Consider the following 17,879-nt stretch of genomic DNA (forward strand, 5'->3'; position numbering starts at 1 on the left):
TGAGTAACTGCCACCGGGTGCAATCCGAGAGAAGTAGCAGAGGCTTCTCGCCGAACCTCCCGGTGAACCATCGGGAGGTTCTGCGCCCCGGACAGTCGGATTCAACCCGCGCGGCGAGAAGATTCAAAGAGCCGTAAAGAAATACAGCAGGTTCGATCGGATCCAGTGCCGCGGGCACGCACCCGGATATCGTGGCGCCAGCGGCGGGTCGCAACATTTCCTCGGCACGTCGACTACTTCGAGGTCGGCCGGCCGAGGTCGGCCGGAAGGGTGTTCCGGTGTCGGTTCCAGAGCAATTCGTCCGCTACGAGAACGCGCTGTCCTCCGGTCACGAGTTCCGGTTCGCCGGGGCCCTCGCGACCCGGGGTATCCAGAACGCACCACCCGCATACCCGTACGGATGGTTCGCCGTGGCGTTCTCCCGTGAACTCCGGCCCGGTTCCGTGACGACCCGGCCTTTCATGGATCGCGAGATAGTACTGTTCCGCACAGCATCGGGCGATGTACAGGCCATCGAGGCCTACTGCCCACACCTGGGAGCGCACCTCGGACGCGGCGGAACCGTCGAGGGCGAAGAGCTGCGCTGCCCGTTTCACGGATTCCGGTTCTCGGTCGCGGGGAAATGCACCCACTCCCCATACGGCAAGCCACCACCCGCGGCGCGCCTGGGTATTCTGCCCCTCCGCGAGATCTGCGGCGTCCTGCTGGTCTGGCACGGGCCGCCCGGACGGGAGCCCTGGGAGATCGGGCAACCACCGGCGGACGGCTGGCGGCCGCCGCGTACGAAGCGGATGCGATTCCACAGTCACCCGCAGGAAGTGACCGAAAACAGCGTCGACATCGGACATTTCGGTGTTCTGCACCGGTTCACCGATATCCGGGTCGTCGAACCGATGACCACCGATGGACCTTATCTCCGGGCTTGCTATGCGATCAAGAAACCCGTCCCGCTGCTCGGCGGGTTGCGCGGCGAATTCCGCATTCGGGCCGACGGGCTCGGATTCTCTCTCGTCGAGCTCGCTCTCGACGGCGGCTGGGCAATCCGCCAGCTGGTATTGACCACCCCGACCGGCCGGCGCGGTGTGGACGCCCATATCGCCACGCTCCTGCGCAGACGCGGTGGGTCCGTGATCGCGCGCATCGTCCGGGCTCCGATCGAAGCAGTTCTGGAACGAATCGTCCTGACGGTTGTCGCGGCCGAACTCCGCCGGGACCAGCGGATATGGGACCACAAGAAGTACCTGCGCCGACCCGCCATCGCGGCCGGCGACGGACCGATCGCCGAGTACCGGACCTGGGCCCGGCAATTCTATCCACAGGAAGAGCAATGACACGTACAGCATGGGTTTCGGCGGCCGGCGTCGCCGCAGCCGCCGCGGTAACGAAGTATTGGTTCTGGCTGCGCCGCCCGACACCCACACCGCCGGGTACGGTCGCCGCGCCCATCGCCTGGGCAGGGGCGGACAACATCCCGGTCATCGGCATCGTCACCCGGCTCGCGTCGGTGATCACGGACCCGCTCGGGTTGGTTATCCGCAACCGCGCCCGGTACGGCGACGTATTCACCCTGCGGGTGCCGAGTATCTATGACTTCACCTTCCTACTCGGTGACGAGCATTATCGGCGGGTGCTGGCACTGCCCACCGACCACGCCGGTGTCGGCGAGGTCCTGCATCGGGTACCGACCGTCGGATATTGGTTCCCGCGCGAGAAGTCCGGCCCCGAAAGCCTCCAGCGGCTGATACTCGCCGGGCGACGCGGGATGGCCGAAATGCTGCCGGCCGCCCGGGTCGACGCGGTACCGGAACTTGCGGCCGAAGTCGTCCGGCGGCGAACGGCGAACTGGGCCGACTCGGTCGACCTCACCGAGGTCCTACATCCGATCGTCTACGAAGTCTGTGGCCGGTACTTCGCCGGTGACGAGTTCTGGGATGCGCTCGGCCCGCGGCTGACGCGGTACTACCGCCATATCGGCGACGGAATCGACATACCGCGCACAACCCTGTCCATCACGCCGTACCACTATGTGATGCCCGAATTCCGGTCCACCCGCGGACTGTTCCGGATGCTGCGCAACGAACTACCCGGGTTCTCCGCCGAGGGTTCGCCGCTGTTGCAGACCGTGTCGGCCATGAATGTGGACGATGCCCCGCTTTCCGAGAAGGACCGCAGGTGGATGGTCATGTACGTGCTCTGGAACGCCATGGTGTACCCCGGGACCTACACGTACTGGGCGCTGGTCGACATCCTGACCCGCCCCGAATTGTGCGCGCGTATCCAGTCGCTGAGCAACAGGGAACAACGGCGCGAACTCATCCGGAACTGCTTCACCGAATCGGTGCGTATGCATCCCGTGTCCTCGCTCATCCGCTATCTCGAGAAACCATACGAGTTCGAAAGCGACGGCCGGACCTACCACATACCGGCCGGACAGGCCGTCGGTGTCTTTCCCGGGACACTCAACCGTGACAGGCACCGTATCCCCGGTGATCCCGACTCCTACGATCCGGACCGGTACACCCGACCGCCGAAACCCCAGCCGGCGACCTTCGGCCGCGGGCCGTTCGGTTGTATCGCACAGCATTTCAGCGAGACGGTCGCCACCTCGGTGATCGACGAACTGCTGCAGCGATTCGAGCTGCGCGTAACCGGCCGGCTGCCGGTACGCCGGGAAAGAATCCACCAGACCTATCCGAACGGCCCTTTACGCACCCTGGTGACCGCCCGATAGTAGTCCGCGAATTCTGGAGTGCGCATGATGCCCGTAGTCGAGATCGACACCTGGATCGATATCGCCGCACCACCCGAGAAGGTGTGGCACATACTGTCCGATTTCTCCAGCTACAGCGAATGGAATCCATTCTTCGTCGACGCGCTGGGCCAGGCCCGGCCGGGCCGGGAACTGATTCTCTACACACGGTTCTCGGCCCGGTTCGATCCCCGGCCGTTTACCGTGATCGTCCGGGAGGCCGACGCTCCCCACCGGCTGCACTGGGGCGGGCGGCTGGGGATTGCGCACCTCGCCGACGGCCGGCACGGATTCGACCTCACTCCCCTCCCGGATGGCACCCGAATGCGTCACCACAGCCGGCATCACGGGCTGGCCATTCCCCTGGTCCGCCCACTGATGCTCCGGTTGAAGCCCCGGTACCACGATCTCAACGAAGCGCTGCGGCAGCGGGCCGAGGATCACTGACACCTCGCCCTGCCTTGTCCGACACCGATTCGGCGGCGACGCTGCAGGAGCCTTCGACGCCAATGCCTGGCGTATCCACACATCCAGGGCCGGAGGGGCGACTTCCGCTGGCAACACAAGAATCAGTCACCGAAGTCAACGGCCGGCACCCCGCGGCGCTGCCGCCGAGGTTCACTCCGGGGTGGGCGGCCACCGTGATACCTATATTCGGCCTGACCCGCGCCGAAATCCCCCAGTGACTCCATTCGAGACGTCGAGCCGGCCCCCAGCCTTATCGGTAGAAATGATGTGACCGATCACTATATCGAGGACAATGCGGAAACCATCCCGGTCCGAACTCGAGCGATGATCAGAATCGAATCGACCTATAGGACTATCAAAGAGCGCGAAAACTTCTGATTGAGGATCGATTCCGCTACTTCCCCACGCCCGAACCATGCTTCGTAAACCAGCCGGGAAAAGAAGGTGATAAAAGCCGGCCTCGAATCCACTACTCGCCAAGAAATTCGAAGTCTGTTCGCCTTCTGAAACCACTGCCCTCCCCAGAAGGCGCCCGATATACCAATGGTCGCGGAGACACCCCCTTTGCGCTCGCTGGTCAACCGCTCCGCGTTCGGCCGCCGGCGCTTTCTGCGTCGGCCCCCCGGCGGTCGCACGCCCGGGCACAGATCCGACACCCGATCGAATGGGGTCGCCACGGTTCATCCCAGCGAAGTGCATCACTTCGGCAACATCAAAGGACTTCAAATTCTCGCCGGCGGGCCTGCACTCCAGGCCTTCCGCTTCTAGCCTGCACCTCATGGCAATTGCATTGCCTGCCCGGGCGGAAGCGCCCTTCGCCGCGGCAGGTGGTCGAATCAGGAACACGGCCTCCGAGTTTGCTCTGCGAATGCCGTTGCGCACCTGCCACCTTCGATCTCCGAACAGGCTTCGATCCACCAATGGATTCGGATGGCGTCGGATGCGCCGAGCCGGCCAGCCGCGGCAATTACAGCAGTAACAAGCAGCATAGGACGTAATCTCATGTCATACAGCGTGCCGTTCACCGAGCGCGGGGCGTATGAGCCCGCGATACTCGCCGATTACTACGACAGCCTGCATTCCTCTCAGATCTCGACTTTCCTGGACCGGAAGACCCGGCTGCACGCAGTGTGGCGCTACGATGATGTCGAGAAAATTCTCAACGGTTCCGATCCGGCCACATCCAGCCGGAACACCCTGGACCCCCTCACGCCGTTTCCGAAATTCGCGACGCACCTGAAAGCGATTCCGCACATCGCTCACCTCGCCGGGGTGCCGAAGTCCATCAACAACGCTACCAAGGCCACCCACAGTACGGTGATGAAGGCGATGTTCGCCCGTCCGCGCGGACTTTCGCTGCGGGCGGACACGACGCATGCGAACTACGGCGCGATGATCACCCGGCGGGCCGAGTCCGCGGCCCACGCCCTGGCGGCCGCCGCTCGAACCGGCGAACCGGTCGATTTCGAGGCGACTGTCGCCAGACCGTTGGCAGCGGGTTCGATCAGCGAGCTGCTCGGGTTCTCCGCGGAAGAAGAGCCCCAGATCAAGGCCTGGAGCGACGCCCATGTCGCGCTGCTGGCCCGCATCATCGGACGTCGCGACCGCGTCGCCAATATAGGTGGGCTGGCCGATCTTTCCCGTGGCTGCCGACGGCTCGTGGCCGCGCGCGCGAAAGAACCGGCCCAGGATCTCGCCAGCCATCTACTGGCCCAGGGCCTGGCCCCCAAACTCGCCGCATCGGCCCTGATGACCGTCATGGTCGCCGGCTATTCGTCGAGCTTCGGCGGACTGCTCAACAGCACCCGGTACCTACTGTCCGACAAGGGACGTGAGCACTGGGATATGTTACGCAAACCCGAACGGGTGCGAGGACTGGTAGAAGATATCCTCCGCACCGAAACCGGAGTTGTCGCTTGGCGACGCTACGCCGAACAGGACGTTTCCCTCGGCGACGGTTCGGTGATCCCGAAGGGCAGTTCGATCTTCGTCATGATCGGTGCGGCCAACCGGGATCCGGGAAAGTTCACAAACCCGCATACTGTGCTGCCCGAACGCCGAGAAGTCGACGACGTCAAGCCGATCACATTCAGCGCCGGACCACACCAGTGCGCAGGACGCGAATTCGCAAGGCTCGCGGTCGCCACAGCGCTGACGACGCTGCGCGACCGGTTCCCCGATATGCGCCTGGCGCTGCCGGACCAAGGCATCGACTACGCCCCCGACTACATGCTGCGCACCCCCCAATCCCTGCCAGTTGTAGTCTGACTCTTCCGTGGCCCGGCCTGCCCATATCGATCGATCGCCGAGCCGGGCCATGAGCACAGGGGATCGAGTCCGCCGCCACGGCTGACGGTCGAGTGCCGCGCTCAACGGAATCCAAAATATCCACGCGTTCCCGGATATCACCCCCGCCTCAACCATATACCGGTGTATTGTCCCTTTCGACGCCGGAAAGGAGGTGAGGACTATCCGGGCTTCGGATTTCGATGCATGTCCCGGAGTTCGAAGCACATTGCCGACCACATGATTCCCGGAACCACTGCCCTGTTCCGGGGTGAAGGCCTTTACACACTGGACAACCAGGCCCGGCCTACTGTACGGCCGGACCTGGTTGTTGTTTCCTATTCGAACGTCGTTCCCTTGTCACCGCACCGGTTACCGAGGGCTATGCCTGCGGCCCGAATCCTGTCGCCACTATTCCCAGCCGCGGTCGGCCACCGTGGAGCCGGATCCGGTCTCCTCGGCTCTCGAAATATCTACGACCTCGTCGAACTCCATCAAGATGTCTTCTTCATCCGGACGCGCCGAAACCAGAGATTCGGTTCGCGGAATCGACATCTCCTGCATTTCTTCCCCGGCAATCCGCTCGGCCGTCACTTCCTCGGCGGCCGCCGACAGCTGCGACTCGATTTCGGGGTAGCTCTCGAAGAGCTCCGAGAGTGTCGGCATCCGGTTCCGGCTCTCGTTCATCGGTTCGAACAATTCACCGCTCAGTTTCGTCACCTCCGCCGCCGCTTGGCGGGTGGTGGCCAGAACTGCCTCGGCGATCTCGGCAGGAGTCAGTTTTCCGATATCATCGGACAGTTCGAGACCGATCAGCTGCCCGGAAGCGTCCACCGTCGCGGTGACCCGCATGTCCGGCGTCGCCGCACTCACGGTCAGCGCAGCCCGTTGTTTCTCGATCTCCGCGAGCAGCCGCAGCTGCTCCTGCAGACTGCTGGTAATCGCCTCCATCCCGGCCCCACCCTCAGTGATACGCCCTTTCCACATCTGACCCATCTACTTATCTCAGTTCGGCGCCACTCCGCGCCGCTGCTCTGTTATCGCCGCGATCACCTCGGCGGTAAGGGTATTGATCCGATCGGAAATCTTGCTTGTGTCCACTCCCACGGCATAATGCTGTCGACCAGGAATTACCAGATAGCGACCGTCATCAACCAGATCGTACAGCCAGAATCCCCTCCGCGCACGATACTTTGGTCCCAACGGAGACAGCCCTTGCCTGACCTCCACAGCACCTGTCAGTTCTTTCGGTTTTCGGATGAATTCCACACCGGCCGCTGTCTGCGGATCGTCCGGAAGCTCGCGAACCAGTGACTCACCAGGATTCGCCTCTAAAGATTTCCCGCCCGGGATCGGGAGTGAGTCGAAGCGGCCGGGTTCCCTGTCCGGTAATCGGGCCGCAATCAGTTCCGCCAACGCAAGATGTCCACATTCGGTGATGGTGAAACCACCACTGTGCTGGACGCTTTCACCCGGCAACTGCTGCAGTAGATAGGTGCGTGGGCCGCGACGAACCGCGTGCAGCCGGATATGCGTCGCGGGGTCATTTCCAGCGCGGGGATCCCAGGCATGCAGAACGACCTGCAGGTCCGGTCTGGCCACAATGTCGAGAACGTCGCCCAATCCGTATTTGTCAACGGACTGCAGGTGAGAACGGGCATCTCGTTCTTCACGTTCCCATTCCGAGAAAGACCGCGCGTCCGAGAGATAGGTGAACGGTGCCGGAAGCGAGACCTCCCGCAAATCCTCCCACAGCACGCTGAATTCCAGCCCTGTCAGGGTCCAACTGCGACCCATCATGTGCCTTGCGAGCGGCGAACGATGACCGGCTGATCAGTTCGCCTCGGCTGCGGATGTGGCGCTGGTGTCGGCTGGTGCGGACTCGGCTGGTGAGGTTGCACCGGAGGCACCGGAGGCACCGGCCGAGCTCCGGTCTCCCCGACAACGGAGCGGGTCATGTCAAGCGGATCTCCGAGCACTTCATCCAGGTTCTGTGCATTGTCGAGGTATTTCGCCCGCTCGTGCTTGTCTTCACCTTGACCACGGCCGCCCGCCGGAGCGCCACCACCGCCCATCGGCGCACCCCCCATCGGGGCGCCACTATTCATCGGGGAGTTCGCCGCCAGCGTTGGCGCTGGTGTTCCGATCCCCGGTAGGGACGCGCGGGGGAACAGTTTCGCCGGGTCCAGACCAGGCCTGGCTGATCCAGAGGCGGTGGCATTCCCACCTGGCCCGGAACCACCGCCGAGCCCAGCCCCCAGACCTGACAGACCAGGCGGCGCAGCGGAAAGATCCCCGAGCGGCGGTAGTCCGCCAGCGGGCAATTCAGCCTGCGACTCGAGCCCGGTCATGTCTTTGACCGCACCCAACGCATCCTGGACGGCCTGCTGGGCCATACCCATGGCTTGCTGGAGGCCCTGCGCCATTTGCTGCGCTTGCTGCTCGGCCGCGGCCTCTCTTTCGGCCTCCATAGCCTCGAGCGCATAGGATTCCGTCGACTGCAACGAGGTACGGCTCGATGGGTCATCTTGCGTCGGCCAGCCGGCATCCCCTCCGGGAAACCCGTTCCCCGCGGGAAATTCGGGGGTCTCGCCCCCACCTCCACCCCCGTCGTCGGTGTCGTCATTCCCGAACGGGTCTCCAGGCGGGGGAATCTCGCTGCCCCCCTGATATGCAGGCAATTTCGGAAACACGGCAACCGTCTCGCGAAATCCGGTGGCGTAGGTTTGATTATATCTGTCCTGAAAGTTGCGCGTGGGGTCGTCGATGATCACGATGGGATGGTCTCCGCTACTGTCCGTCCTCCAAGTGAAGTCGTCGGGTATCGTGCTCGGGTCCATATATGCGTACCCGTATGTGTCCAGTTGGGCACCCGTCGGATCGTAGTACGCCGACCAGGTACCCGCCAGATTCACCGGGTGATCCGGCATCGCCTCTGCGGTCAGTTCGAGCCATATCGACGCGTAGCGGAATGCGTCACCAACTCGCCATATTGCTTCACGAAGGGCATCGAGCTGAGTCACATAGTTGTCCACCGCGAGTACAGCTCCCGCTGCCCCGTCACCGTGCCATGCGTCGCGGGTGCGGGACGTGAGATCATTCTTGAATTCGAAGGAACGGTCTCGAATCGTATCTCCCCACCGATACCATTTGGTCCCCTTCGATTCGTAGAGCCCCGCAAGACCGAATGTCTTGATGTATTCCCCCAAGCTGTACAGCTGCTCATAGGTCAGGGTCCGAGGAGGGTCCGGCTCGATACCACTGACAGACGTATCAATGAGTTCCATTGCTTCGAGCCGCTCCATCAGAAATTTCTTCGAGTGGATTTCCCCGGAGTGCTCGGTCAAAGTGACACCGGAACCCGTAGTCGAAGGCACGATGTCTTCCAGGAACCCGTCGGACGACAGGCCGTCAGCCTCCAAGTATGCCTTCCCGGCGGCGGTGAATGTCTCCAGCATGCCGTCGAGCGCCCCGAGATGTGTTCCGTCCTTGTCCGCGGTTCCGAGAATCTCGCTGAGAGCGGTGCCGAGTCCTGTGAGCCGGTAGTCGAGCGCCTCGAGCGAACTCAGTGGCGCAATGGTGGTCAGGCTCCCAGCACCTTCCATCAAGCCGTCAGCTTGCAGTGCTGCCAACGCACTCATGAGTTCGGCGCACATCGTGGCACAGGCTTCCGCTGTGCCATCGTCTATCTTCAGTCCATCCGGCGTTTCCGCCAACTCGACCAGCGAGGTCCACGAGGGCACCGTCGTCTCGTCGGTCACAGCAGCGGGGTCCTCGACTTCACCCTCTGCAAGAGTCGTCATATCGTATGCTCCCCACGGATTCGTGATCTACACCGGACTCCCGGACCGGGTTCGCGCCTGGAACCGTCGCTCGAACTCGGCAATGAACCGTGCCGGCGGAACAGAGGACGACGAAGGTTCCAGTACCCCGTCGTCGGCGATGTAGAAGATGGCCCGTCCGATTGCCAGCTCGCCGTCCGGCACCGGGACATAAACCATCCATCCACAGTCGAGGCGGTCGGCGACCAATTCGTCCAGTGGGTATCCGGTAGTGTCCAGGCCGCGCCCGGTGATGTATTGACGAATCCGCGTCAAAGCGAGTTGTTCCGGCATTTCCGCGCGGTTTTCTGTCATCAGGCCCGCGAGGCGGAACTGGTACAGCGCACCGTCGATATCGGTACCGGTGCTGCCGAATGCAGACGCGGCGGCTTCCTCGGTGACCGTACCGGCTTCGGCCGCAGCGATCAGCGCCGTGGTCTCGTCCGCATCCACCGTGCGCGGCCGCGTGACAACCCGGGAGACGATGTCGCGCACAGAATCAGTGGTCCACACTCCGGGCATCGCCGCGGCGCACTGCGCGGCGGCCGGCGATTCACCGCGATACCAGCGACCCGCCTCCCACCAATAGCAAAAGGACAGCAGGCCGGAGGTCGCCCGCGGGTTCAGGACCGGGTCGGCGACCCATTCGGGCGCTCCCGCGAAAAGCCTCGGCATTTCGCCGGTGCCGTTGTACGCGTCGTCGAGGGTCGCGGCATTCCATACACCGCCGGAGAGCACTGCGCGGTCGCCGGGCAGCAACGCCAGGGTCGACCCGCTGCGCCGGGCGCTTTCGAACCACCCCAGGGAGGGCAGAATCCTGGGACCCCACTCCGAACCCGCGGCCACGAACGCGGCGGCAAGGGTCGTCCAGCGTGCCCAGAGAATCGGTAGCGGCGGGAATTCGTTCTCGGCCAGCTCCGACCACACCGATCCGGCACGGTCGGCGCGTGCCGTGGCGGCGGCGCGTTGCGGGCTGCGGGTCTGCCGGCCCGCATGCCCGATATATGCGGCCAGCCAGATCGGCAGCCGCTCCCGCGGATAGGTCTCGATATCGGCGCGGTAGGCGGCGGGACCGAAGAGCTGGCCTTCGGGGAACGGGTCCTCACCGTAGTCGTAGTCGACCTCGATCACGCGGTCGGGCGTGACATGCAGCAGTAGCCGCCACCACGGCCCTCGCTCGTCTTCGGCCGAGACCACCCGGTATTCGCGGGCGAGCGCGACCGTCGGATCCGGTGCCGCGACGACGGTGTCGACACCACCCGAGGTGAATACCACCTGGGCGTGGTGCTCCGACACTGTTACGGCGAACTCCCCGTACAGCCGGTCCCACGAATCAGGGGCCGCTGCGATCAACGCATCGACGATCCGCTCGACGTGGTCCCGGGTATCCGCTTTGCCGGAGTCCGGTATGCGAGTGTTATCGGCCGTCGCCGTGTCGGTACCGGTGGACGTGTCGGATTCTCCCGCCTCGGCCGGAAGTTCGGATTCGCCTCGCGATTCCGACCTCGAATCCCGGTCGGGCCCCCCGGCGTCAGGAGAATCGGGCTCCCCGGCTACCGGAGCAGATTCAGCGGCATCTGCTGCTTCCGTGGCGGCGTGCAGGGTGAAAGCTACATCCGGAGAGTTCGCCGTATCGTCGCCACTGCCCTGTCCCGCCATCCCGTGGGAACCCTTTCGACACTCGCCTCGATCGGAGAGCCGCGCGTGGCCGTGCACCTGGCGCACCGCGGACGAATGCTCCGAGATTTCGAATCACAGTCCAGCGGCGGCGCGCGCCGCTGTCAATCGATGCCAATACATTCCACGAATTGCTTACAGTCGCTTGATCTCCGAGCCGCCCAACCGCGCGAAAAACTCGCCCGCCCTCGGCTCGAGGGCGGCACATACTCGGCGGACGATATCCCCGATATGGCAGTACCGAGATCCCGCGGCCGCTGCACGCCCCGACGCGACTTCGATTGCAGGATCGAAGAACCCGAGCGATCGAGCACACAGCAGATTCCCAAATGTTCCCACGGTTGAAAATATCAGAAAACTGTAAATATTCTCGTACCGAACGGCCGGTCGATCGGATTTCTTAACTTCGATTTGAGTAGAGATCTCTCCTGAAACCCGGCCACCACAGGTAATTTCGAGTTTCTACCGACAAGAGAGTTGGGGGTACGAGAATGTCCGATCTGCAGGCGACGCCAGCAGCTATTCGCAGCTATGGTGATTCCCAAGCGGGCACAGCGGTCGAGGTCGCGACCGTCGGAGCCACGAATCAGGCGGCGGTCATCGCGGCCGCGGTACCGGTATTCGGTCTGATCGGTCAGGATTTCCTGGCCGCCTTCGCGGTGGCGCAGGCGAACAACATGTTGTCGGTGAACGAGATCGCGGCCGTCCATGCCGCCACCGCGGTCGCCGCCCATCGGAGCGCGGCCGCCTACGAGTCCACCGACGGTAGGTCCGCCGCCGATTTCGGCAAGATTCGCGAGATCAGATGACGCCGCCGCTCGACCCCACCATCGCCGAGGCACTGCGGTCGAGCCCGGTCGGCCCCATCATGGACAAACCGATCGATCAGGTGCTGCGGGATATGGGCCTGCCACCGTTGCCGCAGATTCCGCCCCTCCCGGAATTCCCCCTGCCCACCCTCGATCTCTCGGCACTGACACGGCCGCTCACCGACCTGGCGAGCAGTTTCGGCACCGGCCAGTTCCCCGCCGCACCCGAGGTCGATCCGGTGCAGGTCCTCTCCCAAGCGTCTTCGGTGATGCAGACCGCGATACAAGTCGGGTCGTCTGCCATGCAGCTGGCGTCCGGCCTGTGGCAGGGGCAGGGCGCTCAGGGCGCAGCGGCCAAACAGAGCCGGGTGAACGCGGACAGTGCCGCGGTGGCAGCCCAGAGCGCACAGACGTCACTGGGTGTCGCCGCCGCCGCGGGTTCGGTGATGCGCGGCGGGCTCACCATGGCCGCCATCATCGCGAAGTACATCACTTCGGTCACGATGGCGGCCCCGTTCCTCGGTACCGGCGCCGGGCAGGTTTTCCTGACAGCCACCACGATCGAAACCATGATCGAGGCACTGGCCGTGGTCGCCCAGACCCGCGCCGAACTCACCGCGCACAGTGCCGAGATGGCCGCGACGGGCACCAAGATTCCGGTCACCGACGCGCCGGACGTCGACACCATGCAGATGCTGCAGCAGATCATGCAGGTCCTGCCGACCGTCCTCAACGCGGCAACCACCGGTGCGAAAGCGTTTGCCGAAACCAGCGCCGCCCCGTATCCGCGGACGTTGTCCGATACTGCTCTGCTACAACGTGATTCCCACACCCGGCCAAGCCACGGCCCGAAGGGTGGTGGACCAGGTGGCGGCGTCCCGGCGCTGGCCCGCGGCACCGGACCGAACCCCGTGGCCCGGCCCCTCGCACCGTGGTCCGGGGCACCGGCCGCCGGCGGCACGGGAACCACCACGGCACCGGCCGGCGCGTCGACGGCCAACAGCTCGCCCGCGGGTTCGCCGATGCGTGGCACCCCCGGGTTCCTGCCCGGGGGCCCTACCGGCGGAATGGCACGCGGGGCAGGAGAATCGGTGTCCAGCGGTAGCCCCTTGGGCGGCCAACTCGTCACCGGCCAGCACGGTAGCGAGGTCGTCGGCGACCTCCACGTCGCGACTCCGCCCGTTATCGGCGCCACGGATCACTCCGCGGACACGGCGCCCGAGGGGCCACCACCGGACAAAGCACTCACTCTGTGAAGTCGGAAACGAAACCATGGAATACAATCCAGAACTCGCGCACACCGCCGCCCGCGACCTCGACGCACTCGCCGATCGGCTCAGCGCCGCTCTCCGCGACGACGGGCCGCTGTTGCGAACCGAACCCGCCGGCGGCGACGAGGTTTCGGTACAGGCCGCGCAGACCTTGTGCCGTGTCGGCGACTCTTACAACGAAGCCGCCGATCTGGTGGTCTACGAGCTACGCAAACTGGCCGCAGTTGTGCGTGCTCAAACCACCGCGATCCTCGAGATGGACCTCCACGCCTCCGGGCACTTCGGCAGCGGCGTCGAGGTGACCGGATGATCGAACCACCGGGCTTCACCGGTGTGGTGTGGCAAGCCCGGCCCGCCGAGCAGCTGGCCCGCGACCTCAACGCCGGCGCCGGTACCACACAACTCGCCGAAACCGTGGCCGCCTGGACCCGGTTGGGGGCACAGTTCGGTACCGCTCTGCTGGATTACGACCATATCCTCACAGCACTTCGGCAAGCCTGGTGTTCCGACAACGGCACCGTCTTCCTCGAACAGATCGCCACGCTGCGCATCGCGCTGGAGGAAGCCGCCCGAGCGGCGGCGGCCAACGCTACCCGGGTTGCCGACCACATCGTGGTCTATGAGGTCGCCCGCGCCGCTATGCCCCATCCCGTAGAGCTCGCTGCCCTCGCCGAGGCCCAGCGAACGCTGGCGCAGGTGAGTGCCACGCTGGGTGCACCACTGCTGGCGACCGGTGACGAAACCGATACGCAGCAGGATGCGGCGAAGACCCATGCCGCGCGCGTGATGCGAACCTACGAAACAGCGAGCGAGCCGCTGGCCACGCCATGGCAGCACCAAACTCCCCCGGTGGTTTCCTCGGACACCGCACTGCGTGCGGAACAGACTGCCGCACGTGCGGCAACATCCCCGTCCCCGATACCGGCCCCGCGGGGCGTTACCGCGTTTCCTCGCATGCCGGCGCTTTCGGTACCCCGTGAGCTCACGGCGTCCCGAACCGCCCCGACAGTGCAATCGACTCCCTCGACGCAATACTCCCCCGCCGCCACGGCACACTCGGAGGCGGGCAACGGACGCATGATGCCCGGCGCAATGACCCCGACGGCGGCGGGCAGCGATGACGAACGCAACAGCCGCGGGTCCGTATCTCCCTATCGCGCGGATTCCGACGAGGTGGTCGGCCAGCTGCAGGCCGCACCCGCGGTCCTGGGTGTTGCCGATGTACCCGGCGACCCGTCGGGGCGCACCGCCGAGACCTCGGCCGAGGCGGCGCGATGAAAAGCCTCGGTAGCGATGCGCTACTGGCCGTCGCGGAGCGACTGAATATTCAAACGCTGCCGATTGTGCTCCAAGCGTGGCCACAACAGGATTCCTACGACGACTGGCACGCTGCTCACGGAGCGGCCATGGACGACCTGCGTGCCGCGGGCGTCATCGACTGCTACGGAGATATCGAACCCGATCTCGCCGAGGCGCTGTACATCCTGGCCAAACCGGAACGTGAACTGGTCGCCCGAGTTCACGCCGAGAACTCGGAAACTCGGGTCTGTGTGGCGCTGCGTGCCGGGCGTTGCGCGGCAGCCGTCCGCGCCGGAGCCGAGTTCGAGATCGGCCCGCTGTGGAGCGACGGGTCGGCCGCCAGCCTCACGGTTCCGGTGTTGTCCGCTCTGGGACAGTGCGACCCGGCCGACACAGCGGGATTCAGCGCTCCCACCGCAGAGCTGGCGGACCGGCTCGACAGCGCGGAAACGACCGGTGCGTTCGCCGATGCACTCTTCGCACTCGGAGCCTGCGAGCGAGAGGCCACCCTCCTCGGTGCGGCGTTCGGATCCTGTTACGCAGTCGCCGAGATCGTGGCACGCGCCTCCGCTGACGGGGTCACCACGCGCGCCAGCGGGGCTGTGGTGGTATACGACACCGATCGTGGGCGGATCGTGGCCGCTCCCATGGTCGCCCCGGATCAGCAGGTCTGGACCACCGTGAGCAGCGGAACAGGACACCGGATAACACAGGCCGTTTCCACGTTGCTAGAGGGCCTCCCCGGAGGGAGGTGGCTCATCCCGCCACACGGCAATTGACTCCACCAATCCATCGACCGGGTCGCTGCCACAGGTGTCCCGATACTTATGAGAGGTCAACACCATGAGTTTCACCAATCTCGACGATTCCATCGGCGCGGACCAGGCCGCGGTCAGCAACGTCGCCACCCGCATGAACGACGCGATCGAGAACCTTCGCACGACGTTCAACCTCATCAACCAAGAAGTGCAGGATGTCAAGCGCGGCTGGAAAGGAGACGCGAACACGGCATTCGAGAGAAAACTCGATGACTGGGACCGAGAGGCGAAGAGCCTGAACGACAAGTTCCAGCTGCTCCAGGAAGCTGTCAACAACAGCGGCAAACAGATCAGCGAAGGGGACGCGGCGAACGTCTGATCGGGTGCCGTCGCCCCGCCCCCACGATTATCCGAAACTTCTGAAAGAAAGAACCTGAGCTATGAGCGACTTCATTCAATACAGCAAGGGCCAGATCCTCGAAATGGTCGAGGCAATAAACACGTATGCCGGCACAATGGACACTCAAATCGAAGAATTGGGCCTGGCCGGACCCGCTTTCCGTGACAGCCTCGCCGGGGCCGAGGCCCAAGCCGGATTCGATGCGACACATTCGTTGCTGATGAAAGAGCTCGCGGACACCACACAGATTCTTCGTGACCTCAACGCGAGCGCCGGTTATGCACTGGACAACATGATCGCAGTCGACGGTGGAATCGGCAGGAGCTTCGATATCGTGTGACTTCCACCTTCCCGCACATCTCGACGCCGGCTGGACCAGGTTCAGCCGGCGTCGAGCACGTTCGGGCGCCGCCGGACCTACGCGGGTCGGGGCGTCGGCCACTCGGCGCTCACCACCGAACCGCATCAACTGCCACCGTTCCTGGGCAACCTGCGCCGGTTCGACCTGTCCCACAGCGCTTTACGCGGCTCGATCGGATGATCCGCGCCGAGGGTGAGCTGATACCACCCCGAGGGTGTTGCCCGTCCGGGCTGGTTCAGCCTTCCGGCGGCGGCCCGGGCGACGGGATGAACCGCAGTCCGAACAGCAGGTCGGAATTGCGGACATACTCCGGTGCTTCGAGCCCGCGGAGAAGGCCCGTCCGGCGAATCCAGCTGTGGTTCCAATGACGAGTGGCCGGGAGGGCCAGCCCGCACCGGGCAGCGGTATCCCGTAGCCGGCGCCCGGCGGCACCGAGAGCACCGGCGAAGAGCCTCGGGCCACGATCCCCGTGTGCTTCCCGATGCAGGTCCGCCTCGTGCAACAGATCCTGAGCCACGCGTGGTATCACCCAGACATACACATCGGCCGCCCGTGCGTAACCGATCGGCCCGGTGAAGATGAGTGCGTCACCCATCAGCCCCACACGGGGCACGGCACCCAGCTCGACCATCGTGGCACCGGTGAACAGCACGGTCGCCAGGGCCGCCGCGGCGACCGGGTCGGGGGCTCCGGCCCGGATCTGCTCGACCGTCCGGCTGTCGAGCCGCACGGTCGTCAAGCCGGGCCCCACCGAGTAATTGAGGTCCGGCGGCAAGTCCAGACGCATCCCGTGCAGCAGGAAGGCCGCTTGAGCTCCGCGCAACCGCACCACGGTATTCCCGCGCCCCGGGCTGCCGGCGACGAACCCACCGAGGAAACGGTAGAGCCCCAGAATATCGATCCACTCGTCGACCGAACCCGCCCCGGAACCGCCGGGCAACACGCTCCGTGCTGCGGGGCGGGGGCGTAGCACGGACCGGGCGTACTCGGCCCGGGCCACTTCGTCGCGGCCGAACCAGACCGGGTCGGCCCGCCGGTCCAGATCGTGCCGGCAGGGCAGTCCGCTGCGCGCGTTCAGCCACCGGCAGGTCGCCTCGAGGCCCGCCGTGTACACCGCATCGACCCGTGCGAATTCGGACGGGCTCAGGCGCCGGTAGGCGTCGGCGCGGAAGGTCGCCACATCGCTGTCGGGAATACGCGACAGAAGATGGTCACCAGCGGTCACGGACACCGGGACCCGCGGCCGGCGGCCGGCGTCGCGATAGCCCATCTGCCGGGTCCCCGGCTCCGGTGCCCGGTTCGGCGCGACCGGCGTCTCCGCCGCCCGGCGCGCCGCCAACCACTGTCCTAAGGTGCGCTCGGACACCCCCAGCTCCCGCGCATACGTGCGCATTTCGTCGGCGGATATTTCCTGGTTCCGGTCGAGCTGGAACAGCCGGTCCAACGGTGACGGACGCAACGTCGGACCGCTGGTCTCGGTCACGGCAACAACCTCCTGAGTAACAGGCCGGAAGGTGGTGGGTTCAGCGAGTGTGCCTAGAATTCGACCACTTCCTCCGGCTTCGATCCAGTAGATCTTTCAAAACCTCACAGAGATTTACAACCCGAGTAGGGTCTCGTTTGGTTGCGCGATGTTGGCAGACTCGCGGGTAACCCGGCCGAGTGATGCGGCACGAAGTTATTTACGCTGGAAGTGGGACCGGTACACGGACTTCTGCACTGTAGGAATGGTGGCCGATCGCTTGCCGAGGATTGTGAAATAAGGACATTCAATAATGTGATACGGGGGACTCATACCACCCGGTGCGATATACGTCGGTAGTCGGCTCGTAAAACGAGACCGGGGGGGGGGGGGGGGGGGGGGGGGGGGGGGGGGGGGGGGGGGGGGGGGGGGGGGGGGGGGGGCCGCGCCCCCGCCCCGGCGCGCCGGGGCGGGGGGGGGGGGGGGGGCGGAGGGGGGGGGGGGGGGGGGGGGGCGGG

Annotated in this window: 16 protein-coding genes; 11 read left to right on the forward strand and 5 right to left on the reverse strand. The window is 65.0% G+C overall.

The window, feature by feature from the left end; genetic code table 11:
- The first annotated feature begins 278 nt into the window (after window positions 1–278).
- From QH276_RS24240 to QH276_RS24255, 4 genes are all read left to right on the forward strand, one after another.
- Window positions 279–1,331 (forward strand): Rieske 2Fe-2S domain-containing protein, encoded by a 1,053-nt coding sequence (locus tag QH276_RS24240; protein ID WP_280399598.1) that lies wholly within the window; start codon window positions 279–281, stop codon window positions 1,329–1,331.
- Window positions 1,328–2,731 carry a cytochrome P450 gene (locus QH276_RS24245; RefSeq protein WP_280399597.1) on the forward strand — a complete coding sequence of 468 codons (1,404 nt, stop codon included), beginning with the start codon at window positions 1,328–1,330 and terminating at the stop codon, window positions 2,729–2,731. Before QH276_RS24240 ends, QH276_RS24245 begins: the two co-directional genes overlap by 4 nt.
- Before the next feature lie 24 nt (window positions 2,732–2,755).
- Window positions 2,756–3,196, forward strand: coding sequence for an SRPBCC domain-containing protein (locus QH276_RS24250; protein ID WP_280399596.1), 441 nt, complete (start codon window positions 2,756–2,758; stop codon window positions 3,194–3,196).
- A gap of 1,023 nt (window positions 3,197–4,219) precedes the next feature.
- Window positions 4,220–5,485, forward strand: a complete 1,266-nt coding sequence (locus tag QH276_RS24255; RefSeq protein WP_280399595.1) for a cytochrome P450 — start codon at window positions 4,220–4,222, stop codon at window positions 5,483–5,485.
- A 429-nt stretch (window positions 5,486–5,914) separates the two neighbouring features.
- Here QH276_RS24255 and QH276_RS24260 read toward each other — a convergent pair whose 3' ends face one another.
- Genes QH276_RS24260 through QH276_RS24275 form a run of 4 tightly spaced genes read right to left on the reverse strand, consistent with a single transcriptional unit; the run spans window position 5,915 to window position 10,677 of the window.
- Window positions 5,915–6,454, reverse strand: a complete 540-nt coding sequence (locus tag QH276_RS24260; protein WP_280399594.1) for a YbaB/EbfC family nucleoid-associated protein — start codon at window positions 6,452–6,454, stop codon at window positions 5,915–5,917.
- Window positions 6,455–6,508: 54 nt separating this feature from the next.
- A complete protein-coding gene (locus QH276_RS24265) occupies window positions 6,509–7,303 on the reverse strand; it encodes an ESX secretion-associated protein EspG (protein WP_348536959.1) in 795 nt (264 codons plus the stop codon).
- Window positions 7,300–9,306 carry a hypothetical protein gene (locus QH276_RS24270; RefSeq protein WP_280399593.1) on the reverse strand — a complete coding sequence of 669 codons (2,007 nt, stop codon included), beginning with the start codon at window positions 9,304–9,306 and terminating at the stop codon, window positions 7,300–7,302. Before QH276_RS24270 ends, QH276_RS24265 begins: the two co-directional genes overlap by 4 nt.
- 27 nt (window positions 9,307–9,333) lie before the next feature.
- Window positions 9,334–10,677: a hypothetical protein gene (locus QH276_RS24275; RefSeq protein WP_280399592.1), complete on the reverse strand. Its 1,344-nt coding sequence runs from the start codon at window positions 10,675–10,677 to the stop codon at window positions 9,334–9,336.
- Between the two features lie 815 nt (window positions 10,678–11,492).
- Between QH276_RS24275 and QH276_RS24280 the strand changes: the two genes are divergently transcribed.
- The 7 genes from QH276_RS24280 to QH276_RS24310 all read left to right on the forward strand — a co-directional run bounded on the left by QH276_RS24280 (window position 11,493) and on the right by QH276_RS24310 (window position 15,878).
- Window positions 11,493–11,810 carry a type VII secretion target gene (locus QH276_RS24280; RefSeq protein ID WP_280399591.1) on the forward strand — a complete coding sequence of 106 codons (318 nt, stop codon included), beginning with the start codon at window positions 11,493–11,495 and terminating at the stop codon, window positions 11,808–11,810.
- Window positions 11,807–13,066, forward strand: coding sequence for a hypothetical protein (locus QH276_RS24285; RefSeq protein ID WP_280399590.1), 1,260 nt, complete (start codon window positions 11,807–11,809; stop codon window positions 13,064–13,066). The genes QH276_RS24280 and QH276_RS24285 overlap by 4 nt, the downstream gene beginning before the upstream one ends.
- A 16-nt stretch (window positions 13,067–13,082) precedes the next feature.
- Window positions 13,083–13,391 carry a PE family protein gene (locus tag QH276_RS24290; protein ID WP_280399589.1) on the forward strand — a complete coding sequence of 103 codons (309 nt, stop codon included), beginning with the start codon at window positions 13,083–13,085 and terminating at the stop codon, window positions 13,389–13,391.
- Complete coding sequence (locus QH276_RS24295; protein ID WP_280399588.1) at window positions 13,388–14,359, forward strand: PPE domain-containing protein; 972 nt, start codon at window positions 13,388–13,390, stop codon at window positions 14,357–14,359. Before QH276_RS24290 ends, QH276_RS24295 begins: the two co-directional genes overlap by 4 nt.
- Window positions 14,356–15,159 (forward strand): ESX secretion-associated protein EspG, encoded by an 804-nt coding sequence (locus tag QH276_RS24300; protein WP_280399587.1) that lies wholly within the window; start codon window positions 14,356–14,358, stop codon window positions 15,157–15,159. The genes QH276_RS24295 and QH276_RS24300 overlap by 4 nt, the downstream gene beginning before the upstream one ends.
- A gap of 64 nt (window positions 15,160–15,223) precedes the next feature.
- Window positions 15,224–15,517, forward strand: coding sequence for a WXG100 family type VII secretion target (locus QH276_RS24305; protein WP_280399586.1), 294 nt, complete (start codon window positions 15,224–15,226; stop codon window positions 15,515–15,517).
- Window positions 15,518–15,578: 61 nt separating this feature from the next.
- A complete protein-coding gene (locus QH276_RS24310; protein WP_280399585.1) occupies window positions 15,579–15,878 on the forward strand; it encodes a hypothetical protein in 300 nt (99 codons plus the stop codon).
- Between the two features lie 256 nt (window positions 15,879–16,134).
- Here QH276_RS24310 and QH276_RS24315 read toward each other — a convergent pair whose 3' ends face one another.
- Window positions 16,135–17,382, reverse strand: coding sequence for a hypothetical protein (locus QH276_RS24315; protein WP_280399584.1), 1,248 nt, complete (start codon window positions 17,380–17,382; stop codon window positions 16,135–16,137).
- Between the last annotated feature and the right edge of the window lie 497 nt (window positions 17,383–17,879).

The sequence above is a fragment of the Nocardia carnea genome (assembly GCF_029869215.1).
In the GTDB taxonomy this organism is placed as follows: domain Bacteria; phylum Actinomycetota; class Actinomycetes; order Mycobacteriales; family Mycobacteriaceae; genus Nocardia; species Nocardia carnea_B.